Here is a 23,643-nt window from a genome sequence, read left to right on the forward strand (position 1 = left end):
GGCCGCCGACGGCCCCGGAACCGGCCCGGACCGGCCCGGACCGGCCGGTCCCGCCGCGCACGCGGGTGCAGCTCGCTCCGGTTGCGTAACCGGCCCCTCGCCCCGACCGTTGAGACACCGACGGTTAATCTGCTCATCGGCCGGTCTGCCGGTCGCCGGGCCGCGTGCCCGGGAGGCACCTACGAGGGTCGGGAGGTTCCGGATGGCTGCTCTCGCCTGGTTGCTGATTCCGTTGGTCGCCGCTGTCGCCACGAGCATGTGGGGAAGCTGGGTCGGGCGGCGCCGGGTCAAGACGCCCGACGCCGCGGGGGTGGCCGGATACGAGCGCTTCCGGGTCGCCATGGAGCGCTCCCGCGCCGACGACGCCCCCGATGCCGCCGCGGTGGCCGACGAGCCGGCGGCCCGCAGGGACCTCCGGTGGTGGAGGCGGAAGGGGGATCTCGACCTCGCCTCCGCCGGGGCGGCGGCCCGCACGGCCCCGGACGGACCGGCCCGGGAAGCAGGTTGACAGGCCCTTCCCGTACTGTCGTGCCATGCCTCGCCGCACCGCGACCCTGCTGACCTCTGCGCTGCTGCTCATAACGATGTTCTGCGTCGGAGCGCTCCTGAACGTGCCCTATGCCGAGATGTCACCGGGGCCGACGGTGAACACTCTCGGTACGCACGACGGGGATCCGGTGCTCAACGTCAAGGACGAGCCGGACCGCAAGGGGCGCCCCGAGGTGTACGACACCTCGGGCAACCTCAACATGACGACCGTCCGCGTCACCAGCTCCGAGTACCGGATGACCCTCTTCGGGGCACTGTCCGGCTGGCTGCGCCATGACAGCCTGGTCGTCCCGCACCACACGCTCTATCCGGACGACAAGTCGGCCCAGGAGGTCGACGAGCAGAACGCCGAGGAATTCACCGCCTCCCAGGAGAGCGCCAAGGCCGCAGCGCTGAAGGAGCTGGACCTCCCGGTCAGCACCCACATCCTGGTCGGCTCCGTGGAGAAGGGCGCCCCCGCGCACAAGCGGCTGCACGCGGGAGACGTCATCACGGCGGTGGACGGCACGCCGGTCGCCGGGGCGCAGAGCGTGGGCAAGCTGGTCACCGAGCACAAGCCCGGTGAGAAGGTCACCTTCACCGTGATCCCGGCGGACCGGGTGAAGGCCGCCCAGAAGCGGGGCGAGAAGCCCCCCGCCGAGGACGCGAAGCAGGTCACCGTCGGCACGCGGAAGGCCGCGGACGACGGCCGCGCGGTCGTGGGCATCCAGCCCGCGGTGGGGCACACCTTCCCGTTCGAGATCGACATCAAGCTCGCCGACATCGGCGGCCCCAGCGCCGGACTGATGTTCGCGCTCGGCATCGTCGACAAGCTCACCCCGGCCGACCTGACCGGCGGAAAGTTCGTCGCCGGCACGGGCACCATCGACGACGACGGCAAGGTGGGCGAGATCGGCGGCATCCAGATGAAGACCGTCGGCGCCCGCAAGAAGGGCGCCGAGTACTTCCTCACCCCCGCGGGCAACTGCGCCTCCGCCGCCAAGGACAAGCCCGAGGGCCTCACCCTGGTGAAGACCGCCACCATCGACGACGCGCTCGGCGCGCTGAAGAAGATCCGCAGCGGCAGGACCGACGAGCTCACCCGCTGCAAGGCGCCCTGACCGCCGAGCCGGGCCCGAGGGCGCCCCGAGCCGGACCCGCCCGCCGCGCCCCCGGCGCCCTCCTTCCGGCCGCGCCGCGCGCCCCCTGCGGCCCCCCGGGGGGCCGGGCGGCGGCGCGGTGCGGCGCCGCCTGCGGCCCCGGCTACTCCGCGAAGGTCGCGGCCAGCGCCTCCGCGAGACCGGGCACCAGATCGCCGCCGGTGAGCACCTCCGTGGCGGAGTCCTTCTCCCGCAGCCGCAGCGCCGACTCGCGCTCCCCGCCCCGCAGGACCGCCACCGTCATCCGCACCTCGCTGCGCTCGGGGTGCTCGGCGACCCAGCGGGCCAGTTCCGCCTCGCCGAGGTCCTGCGGCACCGCCGCCTCCGCGGACGGCGGCAGCATCAGGCGCTCCACGGTGACCGCGCAGCCGTCGACCGAGGGGGGCCAGGCGATCGTCCCCAGGAACTCGTCCAGCGGCACGTCCGCGGAGATCTCGTCCTGCTCGACGGGGGTGAAGGAGGTCCCGCGGGCGCTGTCCGGCTGCTGGTCCAGTCCCAGCTGCCCGGCCAGACCCGGCTCCTCGGCCCGCAGCCGCTCGGTGTTCACCAGCGCGAAGAGCCGGGCGGGCTGGTCCCAGCCCAGGCCGGAGGCGTATTCGTCGATCTCCAGTACCGCGCGGGTCAGCGGTCCGGAGGCGAGGGGCGTGCCCTCGGGAGAGAGGTTGTCCATCCCCATATCGTGCCGTCCCGGTGCCGGAAAACGTGACTCGGACCCCGGAACCGGGAACTGGGTAAAGCTTCGTTAAGTTGCCTAGGTGGGCCTACGATGCGGGCCCAGCATCATCGCTTCATAAACTGCGAATCTTTGAGGTGCGCACCTTGGCTTTCCAGATGCCGGACCGGGGCTCAGGGGGTCCCTCCGGGCCACGGATCAGAGTGGGCCGGCCATCCCGGCGCGCCCGGACGCTGTTGATGACAGCGGGCGTGCTGGTGGTCCTGGCGATGCTCTTCGTCATGTTCTCCGGGTTCTGGACGGACTGGCTGTGGTATCGCTCGGTCGACTACAGCTCGGTCTTCACCAAGACTCTGTGGACCAAGATCGGCCTGTTCGCGGTCTTCGGACTGCTGATGGCCGTGGCTGTCGGGTTCAACATCTGGCTGGCCCACCGGCTGCGCCCGCCGCTGAGCGCGATGTCGATGGAACAGCAGAGCCTCGACCGCTACCGCATGGCGCTGGCGCCCTACAAGAAGTGGGTGCTGCTGGGGGCCACGGCCCTGATCGGGCTGATCTCCGGCGCCTCCGCGGCAGGCCAGTGGCGCACCTGGCTGATGTGGGTGAACGGTGTCCCGTTCGGCTCCAAGGATCCGCAGTTCCACAAGGACATCTCGTTCTTCGCGTTCGACCTGCCCTTCTACCGGTTCCTGCTGGGCTTCGGCTTCGCTGCCGCGATCCTCTCGCTGCTGGCCGCCGCCCTGGTGCACTACCTCTACGGCGGGCTGCGGGTGACGACCCCGGGCGCGCGGGCGACGGCGCAGGCGACCGGGCACCTGTCGGTGCTGCTGGGCGTCTTCGTGGCGCTGAAGGCGGTGGCCTACTGGCTGGACCGGTACGGCCTGGCGGTCAAGTCCGGCGACTTCAAGGCGACCGACAACTGGACGGGCCTCAAGTACGTCGACGCCAATGCCTACCTGCCGGCGAAGACGATCCTGTTCATCATCGCCATCATCTGCGCGCTGCTCTTCTTCGCCACGATCTGGCGCCGCACCTGGCAGCTCCCGGTGATCGGCTTCGGTCTGATGGTGCTCTCGGCCATCCTGATCGGCGGGCTGTACCCGGCGCTGGTGCAGAAGTTCCAGGTCTCGCCGAACGAGCAGGCCAAGGAGACGCCGTACATCAAGAAGAACATCGAGGCGACGCGCAAGGCGTACGACATCGATGACGCCGAGGAGCAGGACTACCGGGGCACCAGCAAGGCGAGCAACGAGAAGCTGCGCAACGCGGCCGACACCACCGCGAGCATGCGGCTGCTGGACCCGAACGTCGTCTCCCCGACCTTCCAGCAGAAGCAGCAGGTCCGCGGGTACTACCAGTTCCCGGCGACCCTGGATGTGGACCGCTACAAGAAGGACGGCAAGGAGCAGGACACCGTCGTCGGCCTCCGGGAGATCAACACCAACGGCATCCCGGAGAAGAACTGGATCAACGAGCACTTCAAGTACACCCACGGCTTCGGCATGGTCGCCGCCAAGGGCACCTCGGTGGACAAGGACGGTGCTCCCGACTTCACCGAGAAGGACCTGCCGCCGGAGGGCGACCTGGGCGAGTACCAGGGCCGGGTCTACTACGGGGAGAAGACGACGCAGTACTCCATCGTCGGCGGTCCGCAGAAGGAACTGGACTACGCGGACGACAACGGGGAGAAGACCTACACCTACAAGGCCGACAGCGGCGTCAACCTCTCCAACCCGCTCAACCGCGCGGCCTACGCGGTCAACTTCAACGAGCCGCAGATCCTCTACTCGGGAGCGATCGGCGAGGGCTCGCGGGTCCTGTACAAGCGCACTCCCAAGGAGCGCGTGGAGGCGGTCGCCCCCTGGCTGACCATCGACGGCGACCCCTACCCCGCGGTGGTGGACGGGCGCATCAAGTGGATCGTCGACGCCTACACCACCTCCAACGGCTACCCCTACTCGTCGCGGACGACCCTGGGGGACACCACGGAGGACTCGCTGACCGACGGGCAGCGCGCGGTGGTCGCCCAGCAGAACCGGGTCAACTACATCCGCAACTCGGTCAAGGCGACGGTGGACGCCTACACGGGCAAGGTCGAGATGTACCAGTGGGACAAGAAGGACCCGGTGCTGAAGACCTGGATGAAGGCGTTCCCCGACACGGTGAAGCCCAAGAGCGCCATCAGTGACGACCTGATGGACCACCTGCGCTATCCGCAGGACCTCTTCAAGGTGCAGCGCGACCTGTTGCAGACCTACCACGTGACCTCGCCGTCGCAGTTCTACAGCGGCAGTGAGCGCTGGCAGGTCCCGGACGACCCCACGCACAAGGGCAACGCCGTCCCGCCGTACTACCTGAGCATGAAGATGCCCGGCCAGAAGGAACAGCAGTTCCAGCTCACGACGACGTTCAACCCGAACAAGCGCGAGACGCTGGGCGCGTTCATGGCCGTCGACGCGGACGCGAAGAGCGGCGACTACGGCAAGCTCAGGCTGCTGAGACTGCCGCCGAACACCACGGTCGCCGGTCCCTCGCAGGTGCAGAGCAAGTTCAACTCCGACCCGGTGATCGCGGACAAGATCAACATCCTGAAGAAGGGTGACTCCGAGGTCGAGTACGGCAATCTGCTGACCGTGCCCGTGGAGGGCGGCCTGCTCTATGTGGAGCCCGTGTACGTCCGCGGTGCCGGCACCAACTATCCGCGGATGCGCAAGGTCCTCGTCGCCTACAACGAGCGCATCGCCTTCGAGGACAGCCTCGAGCAGGCCCTGAACAAGGTCTTCGGTACCGAGGGCCGGCAGCAGGACGGCGAGCGGACCGGTCCCGGCGACCAGGAGAAGGACAAGGGCAAGGACAAGGAGAAGAATCCGCCCAACGCCTCGGTCGCCGACGCGCTCAAGGACGCCCAGACCGCGTGGGACAAGAGCGAGAAGGCGCGCGAGAAGGGCGACTGGGAGGAGTACGGCAAGCAGCAGAAGGCCTTGGCGGACGCGTTGGACGAGGCGGCCGAGGCCGAGAAGAAGGGCAGTGACGGGAGCGGATCAGGCAGCAGCGGGTAGCGGGTGAGACCACCCTGCCGAGTGGTGTAGAGTTGTACTCACAACGGCGCGGGGTGGAGCAGCTCGGTAGCTCGCTGGGCTCATAACCCAGAGGTCGCAGGTTCAAATCCTGTCCCCGCTACCACTCGGAAGAGGCCCGGAGTCAACAGACTCCGGGCCTCTTTCGCTTGTGCGGGGGACAGTTGGGCCAGGGGGTTTGGGGAATCTCTTCGTCGGGAAGTCGACAAACCTCTGAAGTGACCTCACCGGCTGCGGTATACGAGGTGTACGCGGGTTGCGGGTGGTGCGACGATGGAGCTTATGGGGGAGAAGGCAAGGCTGACGGACCCGGTGCGTCCCGGTCCGGGCCTGAGCGTGGAGGAGTACGCCGAGCGGAACACAGCAGCCGTGCGGATCGCAGCAGTCGAGGAGACGACGGCAGTCGGGAGGACCACAGCGGACGAGAGCGCAAGGGCGCCGGCCGACACGAGCGCGGCCGACAGCGTGCTGGGCGCCCAACTGCTGCGCCGGGGGGACCTGAACGGCGCCGAACCGCATCTGCGCGCGGCCACCGCCGCGGGAGACCGCGCGGCCGCCAACAACCTGGGGGTGCTGCTGCACCAGCGGGGCTACCCGGAGGAGGCCGCCGAGTGGTGGCGTACCGCGGCCGTCGCCGGCTCCGCGGCCGCCGCGCACGCGCTCGGCCGCTACCACCGGGAACGCGGCGACGAGCCCGCGGCCTTCTACTGGCTGCGGCAGTCCGCCGAGTCCGGCCACGCGCTGGGCGCCTACGCGCTGGCGGACCTGCTGGAGCACCACGGTGAGGACGGCGCCGAGGAGTGGTTCCGTGCCGCCGCCGAGCGCGGGCACCGGGAAGCGGCCTACCGCGTCGCCCGTGCGGTGCACGCGCGCGCGGAGGAGCTGGCGGCCCGGAGCGGACCGACGGCCGCCGCGGCGCGGGAGACCGCCGAGGAGGCAGAGCGCTGGTTCCGGCAGGCGGCCGCCCGTGGTCACCGCAGAGCGGCGCTCCGGCTCGGCGCGCTGCTGGAGCGCCGCGGCGAGCTGAAGGAGGCGGGCCGGTGGTATCTCACCTCCGCCAAGGACGGTGAGGCGCGCGCCGCCTGTGCGCTCGGCTTCCTGCTGCGGGACGCGGGTGACGAGGAGAGCGCCGCCGTGTGGTGGCGCCGGGCGGCCGAGGACGGCGACGGCAGCGCCGCCAACGCGCTGGGCGCCCTGCACGCCGACCGGGGCGAGCGGCAGGCCGCCGAGCGCTGGTACCGCGTCGCGCTCGACGCCGGTTCCGACAACGGTGCCTTCAACCTCGGGCTGCTCTCCGCGGCCCAGGGCCGCACCGCGCAGGCCGAGCAGTGGTACCGCCGAGCCGCCTACGCCGGGCACCGGGAGGCCGCCAACGCGCTCGCCGTACTGCTGCTGCAGCGCGGGGACGCCGAGGGCGCCGAGCCGTGGTTCTCCAAGGCCGCCGAGTCCGGCAGCGTGGACGCGGCCTTCAACCTCGGCATCCTGTACGCCGGGCGGGGCGACGAGCCCACCGCCCGCCAGTGGTACGAGCGCGCGGCGGCCTCCGGGCACGCGGAGGCCGCCCTCCAGGTCGGCATCGCGCTGCTGCGCGAGGGCGAACTGCACACCGCGGAGCGGCATCTGCGCTGTGCCGCGGGCGGCGGCAGCGTCGAGGGTGCCTTCCGGCTGGGCGCGCTGCTGGAACGGGTGACCCGGCACGGCACCGGCGAGCTGGGTTCGGAACACGAACTCGGACGTCCGGACGGCGCCAGACCCGAGTACGAGGAGTGGTACGAACGCGCCGCCGAACACGGCCACCGCCGCGCCCAGGTGCGGCTGGGCATGTGCGCCGCCGCGCGCGGCGAGGTGGTGGACGCGGCCCGCTGGTACCGCGCAGCGGCCGAGTCGGGCAGTCCGAACGGTGCGTTCAACCTGGGCCTGCTGCTGGCCCGCGAGGGCAGCGAGCCGGAGGCGGCCGTGTGGTGGGCCCGCGCCGCCGAGGCCGGACACGGCAGGGCCGCGCTGCGGCTGGCGCTGATCAGCGCCCGGGGTGGCGAGCTGGACGAGGGACAGTTCTGGTGCGCCCGTGCCATGGAGCTCGGTCCGGCCGAGGTGGCCGAACGGGCGGCGAAGCTCCGTGAGGCCCTCCGCTCGGAGCTGACGGCCTGAGGAGCCGGGACCCGTCCTTCCCCGTCCCCGTCCCCGTCCCCGTCGGGGACGGGGACGGGGCGTTCTCCCGCGGGTCCGGGGCCGCCGGGGCCACCCCGGCGCACGGGCCCCGGCCGCCATCGGGATCTCGATTTGCGCTGGTCGTCGGGCCGGGTTAGAGTTGTGCACACAACGGCGCGGGGTGGAGCAGCTCGGTAGCTCGCTGGGCTCATAACCCAGAGGTCGCAGGTTCAAATCCTGTCCCCGCTACTGAAGACGAAGGCCCGGATCCTCAAGGATCCGGGCCTTCGTGCTTTTCGGTTTCTTCTCCCCCCGTTCTCCTCTCGGCGCCCCGGACATGCGACGGCGAACGGCCCCGCACCCGGGGGGGTGCGAGGCCGTTCAGAGTCGCGAAGGGATGCCTGCCGGCCCCGTGGAAGCGGGGCCGGGGCCGGGAGTGCTCAGGTGCCGGCGCAGTTCGGGCAGACGCCCCGGTAGGTGACGGTGGCGTCGGCGATGGCGAAGCCGTAGCGCTCGTTCTCCGGGAGGGCCGCCAGCGGATCGCCGGTGGGGTGGACGTCGCGGATCGTCCCGCAGCGGGAGCAGACCAGGTGCTGGTGGGTGTGCCGCGCGTTCGGGTCGTAGCGCTTGGCGCGCCCGTCGGTGCTCACCTCCAGCACCTCACCGAGAGCGACCAGCTCGCTCAGGGTGTTGTAGACCGTCGCGCGGGCGATCTCGGGCAGGCGGTCCGTCGCACGGGCGTGGACCTCGTCCGCCGTGTAGTGCACATGGTCGCCGTCGAGCACCTCGGCGACGACTCGCCGCTGTGCGGTGAGTCGCCAACCGCGATCGCGCAGCCGTTGCAGCAGGTCACTCATGGGTCCAGCCTAGCAGCGGCCGGTCCATGAGCAGAACCCGTACGGGTTTTGCCTTCATCTTGACTTGGACAATGTCCAATGTAGGCTGTCGAGTGGTTGGCCCACAGGACAGATGTGATGCACAGGAGGCGCACGTGACCGTGCAGGACGAGACGGCCGGACCCATGACGACGGAGGCCGGTGCGCCGGTCGCGGACAACCAGAACAGTCAGACCGCCGGAGTGGGCGGACCGGTGCTCGTCCAGGACCAGCACCTGCTCGAGAAGCTCGCCCACTTCAACCGCGAGCGCATTCCCGAGCGCATCGTGCACGCCCGGGGCGCGGGCGCGTACGGCAAGTTCACGGTCACGGCGGACGTGACCGAGTACACCCGGGCGAAGTTCCTCTCCGAGATCGGCAAGGAGACCGAGGTCTTCCTGCGGTTCTCCACGGTGGCCGGCAACCTCGGCGCGGCGGACGCGGTGCGTGACCCGCGCGGGTTCGCGCTGAAGTTCTACACCGAGGAGGGCAACTACGACCTGGTCGGGAACAACACCCCGGTGTTCTTCATCAAGGACGCCATCAAGTTCCCCGACTTCATCCACACCCAGAAGCGGGACCCCTACACCGGCTCGCAGGAGCCCGACAACGTCTGGGACTTCTGGGGCCTCTCGCCCGAGTCGACCCACCAGGTGACCTGGCTCTTCGGTGACCGCGGCATCCCCGCGTCCTACCGCCACATGAACGGCTACGGTTCGCACACCTTCCAGTGGACGAACGAGGCGGGCGAGGTCTTCTGGGTCAAGTACCACTTCAAGACCGACCAGGGCATCGAGAACCTCACGGCGGCCGACGCCGACGCGCTGGCCGGCAAGGACCCCGACAGCCACCAGCGGGACCTGCGGGAGTCCATCGAGAACGGCGACTTCCCGGCCTGGACCGTGCAGGTCCAGATCATGCCCGCGGCGGAGGCGGCGGACTACCGCTTCAACCCGTTCGACCTGACCAAGGTCTGGCCGCACGAGGACTACCCGCCGATCGAGATCGGCAAGCTGGAGCTGAACCGCAACCCGCGGAACATCTTCGCCGAGACCGAGCAGTCGGTCTTTTCCCCGCACCACTTCGTGCCGGGCATCGGTCCCTCGCCGGACAAGATGCTCCAGGGCCGGCTGTTCGCCTACGGCGACGCGCACCGCTACCGGGTCGGGATCAACGCCGATCTGCTGCCGGTGAACGAGCCCAAGGCGACCCAGGCGCGCACCTACGGCCGGGACGGCGTGATGTACGACGGCCGCCACGGCGGTGCGAAGAACTACGAGCCGAACAGCTTCGGCGCGCCGGCCGAGACGGGCCGTCCGCTGTGGCAGCACGCCACCGTGAGCGGCACGACCGAGGACCACCCGGCGGCCGCACACGCCGAGGACGACGACTTCGTGCAGGCGGGGAACCTCTACCGGTTGATGTCGGAGGACGAGAAGCAGCGGCTGATCGACAACCTGGCGGGCAACATCGCCGGCGTCTCCCGTGACGACATCGCCCAGCGTGCGATCGAGAACTTCCGCAAGGCGGACCCGGACTACGGCAAGCGGTTGGAGGCCGCGGTCCAGGCCCTGCGCGGCTGATCGACCGCTCGCCGTACGAGCCCGGAGGGGCCGGACGCCATGGGGCTCCGGCCCCTCCGGTGCGTCCGGCCCCGTCGGCGGTGCGTCCGGCCCCGTGGGCGAGCCCGCGGCGGGGGCTCCCCCGGTGGCCCGGGGCAGGGGTCCTGGGTGCCTAGACGGCGACCTGCTCGGTGGGCTCCGGCGCCACCGGGGTGCGCCGGTCCGACCAGATGCGGACGATGTCGCGAACCGACAGGACGCCCACCGCCTCCCGTTCGTCGAGCACGATCAGATGCCGGAAGCCGCCGCGGGTCATGGCCTCCGCCGCCGCCTCCAGCGTCCAGTCCGGCGCGGCGAAGACGACGTCCTCGGTGGTGTGGTCGTGGGCCCGCTCCCGGTCCGGGTCCTGGCCGGCGCCGAGGGAGTCGAGGATGTCGCGCTCGGTGAGGATGCCGAGCCCGCTGGTGTCGGGGTCGAGGACGACGGCGGCACCGACGCGGCGGGCCGACATCAGCCGGGCCGCCTGGCGCAGGGTGTGGGCCGGGCCGATGGTGAGGACGACGGTGCTCATGGCGTGCTGGACGTGTCCGGGCATGAGGGGGCTACCTCCTTGGCGGAATGCCTCCCGGGGTCCCGGCGGGCAGCCGGCCGGGACCTCGAGAAGCGATTCACAAGAGCACAAGCGAGCGAATTCTCATGTTCACATGTGCTGGAGGCCACAACAAGGACGTGTGTAGGGACCACCCGGACGAGGGGCAGGATCAGGCCGTCAGATAGCTCAGCAGTGTCTCGTGCAGCAGCCCGTTCGACGCCGCCGCGCTGCCGCTGTGCGGGCCCGGCTTCCCGTCCAGCCCGGTGAAGACGCCGCCCGCCTCCTCGACGATCACCGCACTCGCCGCCATGTCCCACAGCGACAGTTCCGGCTCGGCGCAGATGTCCACCGCCCCCTCGGCGACCATCATGTACGGCCAGAAGTCGCCGTAGCCCCGGGTCCGCCAGCAGTCCCGGGTCAGGTCCATGAAGCCGCCCAGCATCCCGCGCTCCTCCCAGCCGTGCAGCGAGGAGTAGGCGAAGGACGCGTCCCGCACCCCGGAGACCTTCGAGACCTCCATGCGGCTGGCCTTGGACAGGCTGCGGCCGGTGTAGGCGCCCGCACCCTTCGCCGCCCACCAGCGCCGGTTGAGGGCGGGCGCCGAGACGACGCCGACCACCGGCCGGTCCCCGCCCTCGCCCATCTCCATCAGCGCGATCAGCGTCGCCCACACCGGAACGCCGCGCACATAGTTCTTCGTCCCGTCGATGGGGTCGATCACCCAGCGGCGCGGCCCATGGCCCTCGGTGCCGAACTCCTCGCCCAGTACCGCGTCGCGCGGCCGGGTGCGCTGGAGCGAGACGCGGATCAGTTCCTCGGCCGCCTTGTCGGCCTCGCTCACCGGCGTCATGTCCGGCTTGGTCTCGACCTCCAGGTCGAGAGCCTTGAACCGCTCCATGGTCGCGGCGTCGGCGGCGTCGGCCAGTACATGGGCGAGACGCAGATCATCGTGATAGTCCAGCATGTCCGAACAGTATCGAGCGGCGAAACCCCCGGCCACAGGGCCATGCGCGTGCGCCGCGTATTGACACCTCTTGGCGGTGCGTCAATTCTGTGCCGCACACCGGGCTGCCGGTCAGCCCGTCTGCGGACGCCTCGCGCGCACAGGCCGCCGGCACCGGCCCGGGCAGCGGGGTGCGGGCCGGGGAGGCGACGATGCCTGCTGCACGCGAGACCCTGCTGGACGCCGCCCATGTGGCGGTACGGGCGCGACCCTGGACGGCGGTGCGAATGGTCGACGTCGCCGCGGCCGCCGGGGTGTCGCGGCAGACGCTCTACAACGAGTTCGGCAGCAAGGAAGGGCTGGGCGCCGCACTGGTCGACCGGCTGCTGGACGACTTCCTGGACGGCGCGGGCCGGGCGGTGGCCGAGGCCTGCGGCAGCGGAGCCGATCCGGCGGCCTGCTGCGCCGCCGCCGCGCACTGGATCCTGCGGACGGCGCGGACGGAGCCCATCGTCCGGGCGGCTCTCACCGACTGCTGGGGCGCGCGGATGCCGCTGCCCGCCCGTCCGGCCCCCGGCCGCGGGCCGGGCGGCGAGCCGGGCGGACTCGCCGCGGTGCTGCGCGGCCGCGCGCTCGCCGGGCTGGAGCGGAGCGGACGGATGCCGGTGGGCGGCCCGGTGCCCGGTGGTCCGGCGCGGCGCGGCGCCGGGCGGCAGGAGCTGGAGCGCGCCTACGAGGCCGGGCTGCGGATCGCGCTCTCCTACGTCGTCGCACCCGAGCACGGCGACGAGGAGCCGTGCGGCCGCGTCGACGAGGTCGTCCGCGCCTTACTGGGGGGCTGACCCGGTGCCCGCACCGAGCGCACCCGGGCACCGGACCGGCCCGCGAGAGGCGCCCGGGGCGTGCTCAGTGCGCGCTGCCGGAGAGCTGGAGGCCCATGACTCCGACGATGACCAGCGTGATGGAGACCAGCTTGAGCGCGGAGATCACATCGCCCATGAAGACCATGCCGTAGATCGCCGTCCCCGCCGCGCCGATCCCCGTCCAGACCGCGTAAGCCGGACCGACGTCCAGCCGCTTGAGCGAGAGCGTCAACAGGCCGAAGCTGCCCAGCGCGAAGGCGCAGAACGCGACCGTGGGCCACAGCCGGGTGAAGCCGTGCGAGAGCTTCAGGCACACCGCGAAGCCCGTCTCCAGCAAACCCGCGACCAGCACCAGCAGCCACGCCATGTGCTCTTCCTCTCGTTGCTCCGGTGGGGCAGCAGGTCAAGCGCAGGAAGCCCAGTATGCAGCGGGAGCCGGGTGGAATCGGTCAGTCCCCTTCGCGCCTCTCCCGCGTCGCCAGCAGGCGGCGCAGCGAGTGCAGGCGGGCCGGGTCGGCGTGCCCGTCGGCCACCCAGCGGTCGAGCGCGCAGGCGGGCTCGTTGTGGCTGCAGGCGCGGGGGCAATCGGCGGCGCCCTCCTCAAGATCGGGGAAGGCGTGGATGACGCGCGAGAGCTGGATGTGGTTCAGGCCGAAGGAGCGCACCCCCGGGGTGTCGATCACCCAGCCGTCCGCGCCGATCGGGGACGGCGGCAGCGGCAGCGCCAGCGCCGAGGTCGTGGTGTGCCGTCCGCGCCCGGTGACCGCGTTCACCACCCCGGTGGCCCGCTGCCGCTCCACCAGCGCGTTGACCAGCGTGGTCTTGCCGACACCGCTGTGCCCCACGCACACCGTCGTCCGGCCGCGCAGCAGTTCGCGCACCTCCTCGGCACCCGGCCCTTCGGCCAGGTCCGCCCGGCTGGTGACGACATGGCGCACTCCCAGCGGCGCGTACGTCTCCAGCAGCGGACCGGCCGGCGCCAGGTCGGACTTGGTCAGCACCAGCAGCGGCTCCAGCCCCGCGTCGAAGGCCGCCACCAGGCAGCGGTCGATCAGCCGGGGGCGCGGCTCGGGGTCGGCCAGCGCCGTGACGACGGCGAGCTGGTCGGCGTTGGCCACCACGACCCGCTCGTACGGGTCGTTGTCGTCCGCCGTCCTGCGCAGCACCGAGCTGCGCTCGGCCACCCGGACGACGCGGGCAAGTGTGTCCTTCTCGCCCGACAGGTCGCCGACCACGGCCACCCGGTCACCCACCACCACCGCCTTGCGGCCCAGCTCACGGGCCTTCATCGCGGTGACCGTGCGCTCTTCCACCAGACAGGTCAGCCGGCCCCGGTCGACGGTCAGGACGAGGCCCTCGGCCGCGTCCTCGTGCTTGGGCCGGGTATGGGTGCGTGGGCGGCTGCCCCGGCGCGAGGGACGGACCCGGATGTCGTCCTCGTCGGTGTGCTTGCCGTAGCGGCGCATCGCGGGCGCCCTCTCAGGCTCTCTCTCCGGCCCCGGACGGGAGTCCCAGCAGCTCGTCCCACATCCGCGGGAAGTCCGGCAGGGTCTTGTACGTCGTCGCGACGTTCTCCACCTCGACGCCCTCGACCGCCAGGCCGAGCACCGCGCCCGCGGTGGCCAGCCGGTGGTCGTCGTAGGTGTGGAAGACACCGCCGTGCAGCGGCCGCGGCCGGATCCGCAGTCCGTCCTCCGTCTCGGTCACGTCCCCGCCCAGGCCGTTGATCTCCTTGACGAGCGCCGCCAGCCGGTCGGTCTCGTGCAGCCGCAGATGCCCGACACCGCGCAGCACCGACTCGCTCTCGGCCAGCGCCGCGACGGCGGCGATGCCCGGCGTCAGCTCGCCCACCTCGCCCAGATCGATGTCGATGCCGTGGATCCGGCCGCCGCCGGTGAAGGTCAGGCCCCGCTCGTCCAGCACACAGGAGCCGCCCATGGCCGTGAAGATCTCCCGCAGCGCGTCACCGGGCTGCGTGGTGTGCTCGGGCCAGTCCGGGACGGTGACCCGGCCGCCGGTCACCAGCGCCGCGGCGAGGAAGGGCTGCGCGTTGGACAGGTCCGGCTCGACCGTCAGGTCCCGGCCGAGCAGCGCCCCGGGCGTCACCCGCCACACGTTCGGCGCGCCCCCGTCCTGCGGCGCGTCCACCTTCGCACCCGCGGCGCGCAGCATGTCCACGGTCATCCGGATGTGCGGCATGGACGGCAGCGTGCGGCCGGTGTGCCGGACCTCGACCCCCTGATTGAAGCCGGGACCGGACAGCAGCAGGGCAGAGACGAACTGGCTGGAGGAGGACGCGTCGATCTCGACCGGGCCGCCCGCCAGCGAGCCGTTCCCGTGCACCGTCATCGGCAGCGCGCCGCGCCCCTCGTCCTCCACCCGGGCGCCCAGCGTGCGCAGCGCGTCGATGACGCCGTGCAGCGGGCGCTCGTAGGAGCGCGGGTCGCCGTCGAACCGGATCGGCCCCCGGGCGAGCGCCGCCAGCGGCGGCAGGAAGCGCATCACGGTGCCCGCGTTGCCGACGTCCACGGTCGCCGGGCCGCGCAGCGCCGTCGGGATCACCCGCCACGCCTCGCCCCCGGGGCGTTCGCTGTCGGCCGCCGTGGCCGAGTACGCCGAATACGCCGAGGAGGACGACGAGACGGTCTCCTCGATCCCCACCCCCAGGGTCCGCAGCGCCTCCGCCATCAGCAGGGTGTCCCGCGACCGCAGCGGGCGGCGCAGCCAGCCCGGTTCGGAGGAGAGCGCGGCCAGTACCAGGGCGCGGTTGGTGACCGACTTGGAGCCCGGCACGGTGACGGTCGCCTCGACCCGGCCCGGTGCGGTGGGAGCGGGCCAGAGTGCGGTCTCTGCGGGGCTGGTGCGCTGGTCGGTCATGGGGCCACTGTAATGGCTGGTGGCCGGCCGCCCCGCTGGTCGGCACCCGGCCCGCGGCGGGCTGCCGGGCCCCGGCTCACAGCCCCAGCAGCCAGCGCCCGCCGCCGACGAGGGAGCACAGCGCGACCGCGTGGAAGAGGAACAGCCACGCGGCCGCCGGGAGGTGGCTCAGCCGGGCGAGCTGGTCGGCGTCCGAGTCCGGCATTCCGGGCCCGGCCGGGCCGCGGTGCGCCCCCTGCCGCCGCCGCTTGCCCTGCAGCTCGAAGACCGGCCGCACGCCGCCCAGCAGCAGGAACCACACGACCACGTAGGCGAACGCCGCCTGCACCTGGGGGCCGGTCAGCCAGGAGATGAGCAGGAACGCGCCGCCGGTCAGGACGAGGGCGAGCACGCCGTAGGCGTTGCGGATCATCACCAGCATCGCCACCAGCAGCGCCGTGGCGCCCCACAGCAGCGCGGTGACGTGGTGGGAGGACAGCAGCCAGGCGCCGCACAGGCCGAGCAGCGGGGGAGCGGTGTAGCCCGCGGCGGCGGTCAGCACCATGCCGAGGCCGTGCGGCTTGCCGCGCGAGACCGTCAGCCCCGAGGTGTCCGAGTGCAGCCGTATGCCGTCCAGCCGCCGCCCGGTGAGCAGGGCTATGAGTCCGTGTCCGCCCTCGTGCGCGATGGTGACCGCGTTGCGCGAGATGCGCCACACGCCGTGCGGCGCCACCGCGAGCAGCGCGACGAGACCGGTGACCAGCACCAGCCACTCCTCGGGGGGCTGCTGGCCGCCGACGACCCGGTCCCAGACATCCGTGATGCTCGCGTTGTCCATGTTCGGGGTGTTCTCCTCGTGTGCTCGGGGGCCGTGCCGCTCCGCGTCCGGTCGACGCACGGCGACGGCCCGGCGTGCCGTGGCAGTCTTGCAGGCATGTGCGGACGGTATGCAGCGAGCCGGAGTGCCGAGGATCTGGTCCGGCTGTTCGAGGTGGAGAAGTGGGAGCCCGCCGAGGCGGCGGAACCGGACTGGAACGTCGCGCCCACCAAGCGGGTCCACGCGGTCCTCGACCGCCCCGTCAAGGGGAGCGACGACCCGCGGCCGGTGCGGCAGCTGCGCACGCTCAAGTGGGGCCTGGTGCCCGGGTGGGCCAAATCACCCGACATGGGCGTCAAGATGATCAACGCCCGGGCCGAGACCGTGCACGAGAAGCCGGCCTACCGCCGTCCCTTCGCCGCCCGCCGCTGCCTGCTGCCCGCCGACGGCTACTACGAGTGGGTCACCGCACAGGGCGAGCTGAAGCTCGAACAGGAGGGCAAGCGCAAGCGGCCCCGCAAGCAGCCCTACTTCATTTCCCCCGCGCCGCACGCCCCCGCGCCGCACGCCGCCCAGCAGGAGCGGCCGGTGATGGCGATGGCGGGCCTGTACGAGTTCTGGCGGGACAAGACGCTGCCCGACGACCATCCGCAGGGCTGGTGGGCGACGTGCACCGTCCTGACCACCGCGGCGGAGACCACGCCGCTGGCCAACGCGGACGAGCAGAGCGAGGGCGGCCCCCGGTCGCTGGCCGACATCCACCCCCGGATGCCGCTGATGCTCACCCCGGACCGCTGGGACGCCTGGCTGGACCCCGCCCTCGGCGGCTCCGGGGAACTGCGGGAGCTGCTGGCCCCGCCGCCGGAGGGCCTGCTGCGCGCCTGGCCCGTCTCCACGGACGTCAGCAACGTCCGCAACAACGGCCCGCACCTCCTCAAGGAGCTTCCCGCGCCGGAGGAGGAGACCCTCTTCTGACGGCTGAGCGTGCCCGGGGCGTGCCGGGCGACTGTCCGCGGTCCGCTGGCAGGATGCCGGTATGAGCACGCAGCAGCAGGCCCCGCAGCCGCGCGGAGCCGGACCCCGGGCCGAGACCGTCGCCACCCCCGCGGGCGAGGCCAGGATCACCTGGCACGACGCGCGTCCGGCACACACGGTGCTGGCCCTCGGGCACGGCGCGGGCGGCGGGATCGAGGCCCGGGACCTGCGCGCACTGGCCGCCGCGCTGCCCGCCCGGGGTGTGACGGTGGCCTTGGTCGAGCAGCCCTGGCGGGTGGCCGGGAAGAAGGTGGCACCGGCGCCCCGCACCCTGGACGCCGCCTGGAGCGCCCTGTGGCCGGCGCTGGCCCTGCCGGGACTGCCGGTGATCGCCGGAGGGCGCAGCGCGGGTGCCCGCGTCGCCTGCCGCACCGCGGCGGCGCTGGGCGCCTGCGCGGTGCTGGCGCTGTCCTTCCCGCTGCACCCGCCGGGCAGGCCGGAGAAGTCCCGCGCCGAGGAGCTGGCCTCGGTGGAGCTGCCGGTGCTGGTGGTGCAGGGCGGACGTGACCCGTTCGGCCGCCCCGAGGAGTTCCCGGCCGGTACGGCTCCGGTGGAGGTGCCCGGCGCCGACCACGGCTTCGCCCTGCCGAAGTCCGCCGAGCTGACCGAGGCGGCGGCGATGGAGCTGGTCACCGGTGCCGTCACCCGGTGGATCACCGGCGGCCGGGAAGCGTGGCACGGCCAGGGGTGAGCGGCCCCCGCGCGGCCCGGGAATGATCGGCGCACCCGGATGGTTGCACGGGGTGTCCGGCTGCGGAGGGAATCCGCGGCCGGGAAGAGTGTGAGATACAGCCATACCCTCCATGAGGAAAGGGAGCCGCCCCGATGGGTTCTGTCGCTTGCCCCCAGCGTCCGCGGGCCGCTGACCTGGACTGGGCCACGGTGGCACTGTCCTCCGGCGCGAAGATTCAAGCGGCGGGCGGTGGCGGTCGTCGTCTATTCTCCGATTCGGGCGGGTCTTCGTTCGGGCTCGCCACCACGTTGGAGGAGGTGGGTCCGGTCACCGGGACCGAAGGCGGCTCGAACACACAGCAGGAGACAGCGGCGTCGGAGACGGTGGAGCAGCGCAGCGCGCGCTTCGAGCGGGACGCGCTCGCGTTCCTCGACCAGATGTACTCCGCCGCGCTGCGGATGACGCGGAACCCGGCCGACGCCGAGGACCTGGTGCAGGAGACCTACGCGAAGGCGTACGCCTCCTTCCACCAGTTCCGTGCGGGCACCAACCTCAAGGCGTGGCTGTACCGCATTCTGACGAACACCTTCATCAACTCCTACCGCAAGAAGCAGCGCGAGCCCCAGCGCAGCGCCGCTGAGGAGATCGAGGACTGGCAGCTGGCGCGCGCCGAGTCGCACATGTCGACCGGACTGCGCTCGGCCGAGGCACAGGCACTCGACCACCTGCCGGACTCCGACGTGAAGGAAGCGCTCCAGGCCATCCCCGAGGAGTTCCGCATCGCCGTCTACCTCGCCGATGTCGAGGGCTTTGCGTACAAGGAGATCGCCGACATCATGGGGACACCCATCGGTACGGTGATGTCCCGTCTGCACCGCGGACGGCGCCAGCTTCGCGAGATGCTGGAGGGCTACGCGCAGGAGCGCGGCCTGGTCCCGGCCGGTGCCGCGGCGGACGGGTCGCAAGACCGGAAAGGCTCGGGCTCATGAGTTGCGGAGAGCCGCACGAGACGGACTGCTCCGAGGTCCTGGACCATCTCTACGAGTACCTCGATCGGGAGATGCCCGAAGGCGACTGCGCCAAGTTCCAGGAGCACTTCGACGAATGCTCGCCCTGCTTCGAGAAGTACGGGCTGGAGCGCGAGGTCAAGAAGCTCGTCAAGCGCTGCTGCGGCCAGGACGACGTCCCCTCCGACCTGCGGTCCAAGGTCATGGGGCGGATCGAGGTGATCCGCCAGGGCGAGGCCCGCGAGGGCGCGGACGCCGGTCCGGGCCAGGAGGCGGGCCCCGGGTCCGCGTCCGGCGGCGCGTCGGCGGAGACCGCCGACGCGGTCGGCTCCGGGGACGACAAGAACCCCGGCTGACCGCCGGACGGCACATCCCCGGCTGAGCCGCAGGCCCGCCGGGAACCCGGGCCCAGCACCGGAGACGGCCCGGAAGCCGCGCCGGCTGCCGAAGCCTCGGCAGCCCGCCGGGCACCGCAGGACGCCAGGAACGCGGCCCGGTTCCGGAGTTCACGCCGGGCGCGGCCTGTCCACAGCTCTCCGGGCGGCGTTCCGGGCTGTTTTCCGGTACGAGGCGGGTACGGGACCCGGACGGGACCGCCCCTTCTCCCTCCTTCGGGTGAGGAAGGACCGTCTCGTACGGGGGAACCTGCCCGAGTGCCGTGAGCCGCCCCGCGTACTGCTCCTAGTGTCCCCGCCATGCAGCAGGCGGGGAGGAGGCCGCAGATGCGGCTCACGAGGAGCAGGCCACAGGCGGCGGCCGCCGCGGGGACGGCGCCGGCACCCGCACGGACGGCCGGGACGGCCCGGACGGCGGAGGGCAACCGCGCGGCGCTCGCGCTGGCCGGTGTGCTGACCGTGCCGGTGGCCGTCCTGCTGTGGCGCAGTGCCTACGGTCCGCTCGCCGTGCTCCCCGCGCTGGGGCCGGTGTGGCTCGGCTGGTGGGGGCTGCGGTGGTGCCGCCCCGAGCGCGTGGCCCGGCAGGCCGCGGTGCGGGCGCTCTCCCAGGCGGTGCAGATCAAGGACCACTACACCCGCGGCCACGGCGAACGGGTCGGCCTCGCCGCCGTGCTGATCGCCCGCGAACTGGGGCTGGACGAGGAGCGCACCGAGACGCTGCGCTGCGCCGGCGTCCTGCACGACATCGGCAAACTCGGCGTCCCCGCAGGACTGTTGTGCAAGGCCGGCCCGCTCACCCCCGCCGAGCGCCGCGTCATGGAACGGCACCCCGAGCACGGGGCCGAGATCGTCCGCGGGCTCGACTTCCTGGGAGAGGCCCGGGCGGCGGTCCTCCACCACCACGAGCGGATGGACGGAACCGGGTATCCGCGGGGCCTGGCCGGAGCGCAGATCCCGGAGGCGGCCCGGATCGTCGCCGTCGCCGACGCGTTCGACGCGATGACCTCCACCCGCTGCTACCGCCCGGGGCGGCCCGTCGCCGCGGCGCTGGAGGAGCTGGAGCGCTGCGCGGGCACCCAGTTCGACCCCCGGATGGTCGCGGCCCTCGGCCGGGCGCTGAGCCGGCACGGCTGGCCGTTCGCCGAGGTCTCCGGGGCACGCGCGGCGGCCCCGCCGCCGACCGGCCGCCGGAGCACGGCGCAGGCGGCCGGGGCGCGGATCGACGGCGTCGCGGTATGACCCGGACCACGGCAGCACGGCTGGTCGCCGCCTGCAACGCGGCAGCGGCACTGGTGGTGTGCGGCGCCCTGGGCAGCACCCTGTGGCGCGGCCTCGCCCGGCCCGGCACCGCGCTGGTCTTCGGACTGCTGGTCGCCGCCGGGGAGTTGGCCCGGGTGCGGCTGCCCGAGGAGCGCGCCGGGGTCCGTACCACCGGGCTGCTCTCCGGCGCCGCGGCGCTCGGCTACGCCCTCTGCGGTCAGGTGGCCGGGGCATCCGCCGGGCACGGTCCCGCGCAGGCCGTCGCGGTGGCCGCCGTCGGCTCCCTCGTCGGACTGACCCCGCTGGTGGCGCTCGGGCAGGCGCCGCCGCCGCAGGCCCTCGCCCGGCTCGTGCTCGGGGTGGGCGCGGCGGCCCTGTGCTGCCAACCGCTGTACGGCGGGGGCCGGTCGGACGGCGCCGCCGTGCCGGACGGACTCCTGCCGCTGTGCCTGCTGTCCGTGGCCCTGCTCGTCGGCTGCCTCGACGCGCTGCTGGCCGCTGCCGCCCTGCGCGCCGACGCCTCCGGGGCCGCTCCGGCGGGGCACCACGGCCGGGCCGGGCGCCACCCGTTGCGGTCCCACCTGGCCACGGTGCCCGCCCTCGCCGCGACCGCCGTGCTCTTCGCACTGGCCGTCGCCGCCGCCGGGCTCCCGGCACTTCCGCTGTGCTGCGCCCCCGTCCTCGTCGTCCAGTGCGCGCTGCGCCGCCGGGCCTCCGCACGGGCCACCCACCGGCCGACCCTCGCCTCCCTCGCGCGGGCCCCCGAGGTGGCGGGCTGCACCCCTCGTGGGCATGCGCGCCGGGTGGCGGACCTGAGCCGTGCCGTGGGGCGCGAGCTGGGCCTGACCGGCGGGGAACTCACCGCGCTGGAGTACGCGGCCCTCACCCACGACGTGGGGCAGCTCTCCCCGGCCGATCCGGTGCCCGGCGGTGCCACGGCGGTGCTGGATGCCGGCAGCCAGCGCCGGGTGGCCATGCTGGGCGGCGCGGTGCTGCGGCAGGCGGGCGTCCGCCGTCGGGTGGCGTCCGCGGTGGAGGCACAGGCCGATCCGTATCGGGAGCAGCCGGTGACGGCGCGGGTACTCCGCACGGTCAACGCCTACGACGACCTCGTCGGCGACAGCGGGACTGCCGGTGCCGTGGCCCGTGCGCGGGCCCTGCACCGGCTGCGCGCGGCCGGCCGGGATCACGAACCACGCGTGGTGGAGGCCCTGTCACGGGTCGTGGCGAGGGCGGCGGAGGTCTGACGCACGGGTAATGAGCGGGCACCCGAGCGGGCATGGTTGGATGCGAAGGGGGAACCGCGAGAGGCGAGGACGGGCGTGCGGCGTCCGGAATGCACAACCCCATCGGCAGACGGCGGGCCGGGCGCGGGCCGGGCCCGAGGACAGGCGGAACGGCGGGATCGGCGGGAGCACATTGAGGATCTTCGGCAAGGTGCGGCACCGGCCCTCCGCCTCATGGCGGCAGGCGACGGACCGGGCTTTCACGCTTATCGGCGACGGGCGCTACGAGGATGCGGGCGCCCTGCTCACCCGTGCCGCCGACCTGGAGCCGTGGCTCTCGGAGTCCTGGTTCAATCTCGCGCTGCTGTACAAGTTCCGGCACGACTGGGAGCAGGCGCGCACGGCGGGGCTGCGCGCCGTGGCGCTGCTGGACCGCGAGTCCGGGGCGCCCGACTGGTGGAACGTGGGCATCGCGGCCACCGCGCTCCAGGACTGGCCGCTGGCCCGCCGGGCCTGGCAGGCGTACGGGCTGCACGTGGCCGGTCCCTCGCACGGAGCGGCCGCCGCCGAGGAGCCCACCGGGATGCAGCTCGGCAGCGCCGCCGTACGGCTCTCCCCGGAGGGCGAGGCCGAGGTGGTGTGGGGCCGCCGTATCGATCCGGCGCGGATGGAGATCCAGAGCATCCCGCTGCCCTCCTCGGGGCGCCGCTGGGGCGAGGTCGTGCTGCACGACGGTGTCCCGCACGGCGAGCGCACCACGGCGGCCGGGCCGTCGTACCCGGTCTTCGACGAGATCGAGCTGTGGGCACCCTCGCCGGTGCCCACCTGGGTGGTCCTGCTGGAGGCGGCCACGGAGAGCGACCGGGACGCGCTGGAGCGGCTCGCGGCCGACGCCGGGTTCGCGGCCGAGGACTGGTCCTCCTCGGTGCGGCTGCTGTGCCGGGCCTGCTCGGAGAGCGCCATGCCCGCCGACGAGGGCGACGGCACCGTGCATCTGGATCCGCACGACCACAGTTCGCCCGGTCACCCCGGCCCGCTGGGCCATATGACGCAGGGCGGGCCGGGGGAGCTGTGGGTGCCCGAGCGCGAGTGCGGACTGGCGGCGCCTGCCGCGCTGGTGCACGGGTTGCTGGACGGCTGGGTCGCCGACAGCCCGGACACCCGTGAGTGGCGGGATCTCGAGGAGGTCTGCTGAGCCGTCGGTGGCGGGCCCGTACCCTGTAGGGCGGGTCCGTACGGGGCCCGAGCCGGATCACCGGCCGCTCTCAGCTCACGGGTCGCAGGAAGGCGTACGACGGCATGGCGCAGCAGCAGGAAACGACGGCCGGGGCGGCCGCTGCCCCCGAGGGCGAGTTCGTCGACGACGTGACGGACGCGGCGGCCCGCGAGGAGGCGCACACCGAGCGGGGCACGGCCCGGCCGGTCACCGTCGTCGGGAACCCGGTGCTGCACCGGGAGTGCCGGGAGGTGACGGAGTTCGACGACGAGCTGGCCGCGCTGATCGACGACATGTTCGCCAGCCAGCGCGCCGCCGAGGGGGTCGGCATCGCCGCCAACCAGATCGGCGTCGACCTGAAGGTGTTCGTCTACGACTGCCACGACGATGCGGGCGTGCGGCACGTGGGCGTCGTCTGCAACCCGGTGCTCGACCAGCTTCCCGCCGAGCGGCGGGTGCTGGACGACGGCAGCGAGGGCTGCCTGTCGGTGCCCGGCGCCTACCACCCGCTGGCGCGGCCCGACCAGGCCGTGGTGCGGGGCCAGGACGCGCAGGGCAAGCCGATCGCCGTGCGCGGCACCGGCTACTTCGCCCGGTGCCTGCAGCACGAGACCGACCACCTCTACGGCTATCTGTACATCGACCGGCTCTCCAAGCGCGAGCGCAAGGACGTGTTCCGGCAGATGGCCGACAGCACGCCCCGCTACGAGACGGTTCCCAACGAGTGAGCCGCGCGG

21 protein-coding genes, 2 tRNA genes and 1 pseudogene are annotated in these 23,643 nt (G+C 72.7%); 16 read left to right on the plus strand and 8 right to left on the minus strand.

Features of this window, described 5'->3' with window-relative positions:
- Nucleotides 1-202 precede the first annotated feature (202 nt).
- Together A949_RS32235 and A949_RS0102765 are read left to right on the plus strand one after the other, a co-directional pair.
- Nucleotides 203-508, plus strand: coding sequence for a hypothetical protein (locus A949_RS32235; protein ID WP_019354478.1), 306 nt, complete (start codon nt 203-205; stop codon nt 506-508).
- Nucleotides 509-533: 25 nt separating this feature from the next.
- A complete protein-coding gene (locus A949_RS0102765; RefSeq protein ID WP_019354479.1) occupies nt 534-1,649 on the plus strand; it encodes a YlbL family protein in 1,116 nt (371 codons plus the stop codon).
- A 142-nt stretch (nt 1,650-1,791) separates the two neighbouring features.
- Here the strand turns inward: A949_RS0102765 and A949_RS0102770 are convergent, their stop codons facing one another.
- Nucleotides 1,792-2,358 carry a PPA1309 family protein gene (locus A949_RS0102770; RefSeq protein ID WP_026004281.1) on the minus strand — a complete coding sequence of 189 codons (567 nt, stop codon included), beginning with the start codon at nt 2,356-2,358 and terminating at the stop codon, nt 1,792-1,794.
- A 140-nt stretch (nt 2,359-2,498) separates the two neighbouring features.
- Between A949_RS0102770 and A949_RS32240 the strand changes: the two genes are divergently transcribed.
- The 4 genes from A949_RS32240 (at nt 2,499) to A949_RS0102790 (ending at nt 7,835) form a co-directional block, all read left to right on the plus strand.
- Entirely contained in the window at nt 2,499-5,420 is a 2,922-nt protein-coding gene (locus tag A949_RS32240) for a UPF0182 family membrane protein (protein ID WP_175488538.1), read from the plus strand.
- A gap of 47 nt (nt 5,421-5,467) precedes the next feature.
- A tRNA-Met gene (locus tag A949_RS0102780) sits at nt 5,468-5,544 on the plus strand.
- Between the two features lie 167 nt (nt 5,545-5,711).
- Nucleotides 5,712-7,586: a tetratricopeptide repeat protein gene (locus tag A949_RS0102785; RefSeq protein WP_175488537.1), complete on the plus strand. Its 1,875-nt coding sequence runs from the start codon at nt 5,712-5,714 to the stop codon at nt 7,584-7,586.
- 175 nt (nt 7,587-7,761) lie between these two features.
- Nucleotides 7,762-7,835, plus strand: a tRNA-Met gene (locus A949_RS0102790).
- Between the two features lie 191 nt (nt 7,836-8,026).
- Here A949_RS0102790 and A949_RS0102795 read toward each other — a convergent pair.
- The gene (locus tag A949_RS0102795) at nt 8,027-8,443 is read right to left on the minus strand and encodes a Fur family transcriptional regulator (protein WP_019354483.1); all 417 of its coding nucleotides are present in this window, start codon (nt 8,441-8,443) and stop codon (nt 8,027-8,029) included.
- 134 nt (nt 8,444-8,577) lie between these two features.
- Here A949_RS0102795 and A949_RS0102800 point away from each other — a divergent pair, with 134 nt between their 5' ends.
- Nucleotides 8,578-10,044 (plus strand): catalase, encoded by a 1,467-nt coding sequence (locus A949_RS0102800; RefSeq protein ID WP_019354484.1) that lies wholly within the window; start codon nt 8,578-8,580, stop codon nt 10,042-10,044.
- A gap of 151 nt (nt 10,045-10,195) precedes the next feature.
- On the opposite strand, the gene A949_RS0102805 is transcribed toward A949_RS0102800, so the two are convergent.
- Nucleotides 10,196-10,618, minus strand: coding sequence for a CBS domain-containing protein (locus A949_RS0102805; RefSeq protein WP_019354485.1), 423 nt, complete (start codon nt 10,616-10,618; stop codon nt 10,196-10,198).
- A 166-nt stretch (nt 10,619-10,784) separates the two neighbouring features.
- Entirely contained in the window at nt 10,785-11,579 is a 795-nt protein-coding gene (gene hisN / locus A949_RS0102810) for a histidinol-phosphatase (RefSeq protein ID WP_019354486.1), read from the minus strand.
- Between the two features lie 191 nt (nt 11,580-11,770).
- Here hisN and A949_RS0102815 point away from each other — a divergent pair, with 191 nt between their 5' ends.
- Entirely contained in the window at nt 11,771-12,400 is a 630-nt protein-coding gene (locus A949_RS0102815; protein WP_026004282.1) for a TetR/AcrR family transcriptional regulator, read from the plus strand.
- A gap of 64 nt (nt 12,401-12,464) precedes the next feature.
- Here the strand turns inward: A949_RS0102815 and A949_RS0102820 are convergent, their stop codons facing one another.
- From A949_RS0102820 to A949_RS0102835, 4 genes are all read right to left on the minus strand, one after another.
- Nucleotides 12,465-12,788 (minus strand): DMT family transporter, encoded by a 324-nt coding sequence (locus A949_RS0102820; protein ID WP_019354488.1) that lies wholly within the window; start codon nt 12,786-12,788, stop codon nt 12,465-12,467.
- Between the two features lie 82 nt (nt 12,789-12,870).
- Nucleotides 12,871-13,887 (minus strand): ribosome small subunit-dependent GTPase A, encoded by a 1,017-nt coding sequence (gene rsgA / locus A949_RS0102825; protein WP_019354489.1) that lies wholly within the window; start codon nt 13,885-13,887, stop codon nt 12,871-12,873.
- Nucleotides 13,888-13,900: 13 nt separating this feature from the next.
- The gene (gene aroA, locus A949_RS0102830; protein ID WP_019354490.1) at nt 13,901-15,298 is read right to left on the minus strand and encodes a 3-phosphoshikimate 1-carboxyvinyltransferase; all 1,398 of its coding nucleotides are present in this window, start codon (nt 15,296-15,298) and stop codon (nt 13,901-13,903) included.
- A 76-nt stretch (nt 15,299-15,374) separates the two neighbouring features.
- Complete coding sequence (locus A949_RS0102835; protein WP_019354491.1) at nt 15,375-16,115, minus strand: M50 family metallopeptidase; 741 nt, start codon at nt 16,113-16,115, stop codon at nt 15,375-15,377.
- 96 nt (nt 16,116-16,211) lie between these two features.
- On the opposite strand from A949_RS0102835, the gene A949_RS0102840 reads away from it, so the two are divergent.
- From A949_RS0102840 to def, 8 genes and pseudogenes are all read left to right on the plus strand, one after another.
- Complete coding sequence (locus A949_RS0102840) at nt 16,212-17,069, plus strand: SOS response-associated peptidase (protein ID WP_019354492.1); 858 nt, start codon at nt 16,212-16,214, stop codon at nt 17,067-17,069.
- A gap of 61 nt (nt 17,070-17,130) precedes the next feature.
- On the plus strand, nt 17,131-17,820 hold the full coding sequence (locus tag A949_RS0102845) for an alpha/beta hydrolase family protein (protein ID WP_019354493.1): 690 nt from the start codon (nt 17,131-17,133) through the stop codon (nt 17,818-17,820).
- A gap of 299 nt (nt 17,821-18,119) precedes the next feature.
- Entirely contained in the window at nt 18,120-18,791 is a 672-nt protein-coding gene (locus A949_RS0102850) for a sigma-70 family RNA polymerase sigma factor (protein WP_019354494.1), read from the plus strand.
- A complete protein-coding gene (rsrA, locus tag A949_RS32245; protein WP_019354495.1) occupies nt 18,788-19,165 on the plus strand; it encodes a mycothiol system anti-sigma-R factor in 378 nt (125 codons plus the stop codon). Before A949_RS0102850 ends, rsrA begins: the two co-directional genes overlap by 4 nt.
- Nucleotides 19,166-19,633: 468 nt before the next feature.
- Nucleotides 19,634-20,443: pseudogene (locus tag A949_RS32250) on the plus strand (HD-GYP domain-containing protein); the annotation flags it as partial.
- A complete protein-coding gene (locus tag A949_RS0102865; protein WP_019354497.1) occupies nt 20,440-21,711 on the plus strand; it encodes an HD-GYP domain-containing protein in 1,272 nt (423 codons plus the stop codon). The pseudogene A949_RS32250 and the gene A949_RS0102865, both read left to right, overlap by 4 nt.
- Nucleotides 21,712-21,883: 172 nt before the next feature.
- Nucleotides 21,884-22,885 carry a tetratricopeptide repeat protein gene (locus A949_RS0102870; RefSeq protein WP_019354498.1) on the plus strand — a complete coding sequence of 334 codons (1,002 nt, stop codon included), beginning with the start codon at nt 21,884-21,886 and terminating at the stop codon, nt 22,883-22,885.
- A gap of 104 nt (nt 22,886-22,989) precedes the next feature.
- Complete coding sequence (def, locus tag A949_RS0102875; RefSeq protein ID WP_019354499.1) at nt 22,990-23,634, plus strand: peptide deformylase; 645 nt, start codon at nt 22,990-22,992, stop codon at nt 23,632-23,634.
- The last annotated feature ends 9 nt before the right edge of the window (nt 23,635-23,643 follow it).

The sequence above is a fragment of the Streptomyces sp. AA1529 genome, from assembly GCF_000280905.1.
In the GTDB taxonomy this organism is placed as follows: Bacteria; Actinomycetota; Actinomycetes; order Streptomycetales; family Streptomycetaceae; genus Streptomyces.

Excerpts from the sequence above, each read along its gene's own strand:
- def (WP_019354499.1), top strand. The coding sequence starts at position 22,990 with ATGGCGCAGCAGCAGGAAACGACGGCCGGGGCGGCCGCTGCCCCCGAG.
- rsrA (WP_019354495.1), top strand. The coding sequence starts at position 18,788 with ATGAGTTGCGGAGAGCCGCACGAGACGGACTGCTCCGAGGTCCTGGAC.
- A949_RS0102795 (WP_019354483.1), bottom strand. The coding sequence starts at position 8,443 with ATGAGTGACCTGCTGCAACGGCTGCGCGATCGCGGTTGGCGACTCACC.
- rsgA (WP_019354489.1), bottom strand. The coding sequence starts at position 13,887 with ATGCGCCGCTACGGCAAGCACACCGACGAGGACGACATCCGGGTCCGT.
- A949_RS0102815 (WP_026004282.1), top strand. The coding sequence starts at position 11,771 with ATGCCTGCTGCACGCGAGACCCTGCTGGACGCCGCCCATGTGGCGGTA.
- A949_RS0102840 (WP_019354492.1), top strand. The coding sequence starts at position 16,212 with ATGTGCGGACGGTATGCAGCGAGCCGGAGTGCCGAGGATCTGGTCCGG.
- aroA (WP_019354490.1), bottom strand. The coding sequence starts at position 15,298 with ATGACCGACCAGCGCACCAGCCCCGCAGAGACCGCACTCTGGCCCGCT.
- A949_RS0102785 (WP_175488537.1), top strand. The coding sequence starts at position 5,712 with ATGGAGCTTATGGGGGAGAAGGCAAGGCTGACGGACCCGGTGCGTCCC.
- A949_RS0102805 (WP_019354485.1), bottom strand. The coding sequence starts at position 10,618 with ATGCCCGGACACGTCCAGCACGCCATGAGCACCGTCGTCCTCACCATC.
- A949_RS0102765 (WP_019354479.1), top strand. The coding sequence starts at position 534 with ATGCCTCGCCGCACCGCGACCCTGCTGACCTCTGCGCTGCTGCTCATA.
- A949_RS32235 (WP_019354478.1), top strand. The coding sequence starts at position 203 with ATGGCTGCTCTCGCCTGGTTGCTGATTCCGTTGGTCGCCGCTGTCGCC.
- A949_RS0102845 (WP_019354493.1), top strand. The coding sequence starts at position 17,131 with ATGAGCACGCAGCAGCAGGCCCCGCAGCCGCGCGGAGCCGGACCCCGG.
- hisN (WP_019354486.1), bottom strand. The coding sequence starts at position 11,579 with ATGCTGGACTATCACGATGATCTGCGTCTCGCCCATGTACTGGCCGAC.
- A949_RS0102835 (WP_019354491.1), bottom strand. The coding sequence starts at position 16,115 with ATGGACAACGCGAGCATCACGGATGTCTGGGACCGGGTCGTCGGCGGC.
- A949_RS0102865 (WP_019354497.1), top strand. The coding sequence starts at position 20,440 with ATGACCCGGACCACGGCAGCACGGCTGGTCGCCGCCTGCAACGCGGCA.
- A949_RS0102770 (WP_026004281.1), bottom strand. The coding sequence starts at position 2,358 with ATGGACAACCTCTCTCCCGAGGGCACGCCCCTCGCCTCCGGACCGCTG.
- A949_RS0102820 (WP_019354488.1), bottom strand. The coding sequence starts at position 12,788 with ATGGCGTGGCTGCTGGTGCTGGTCGCGGGTTTGCTGGAGACGGGCTTC.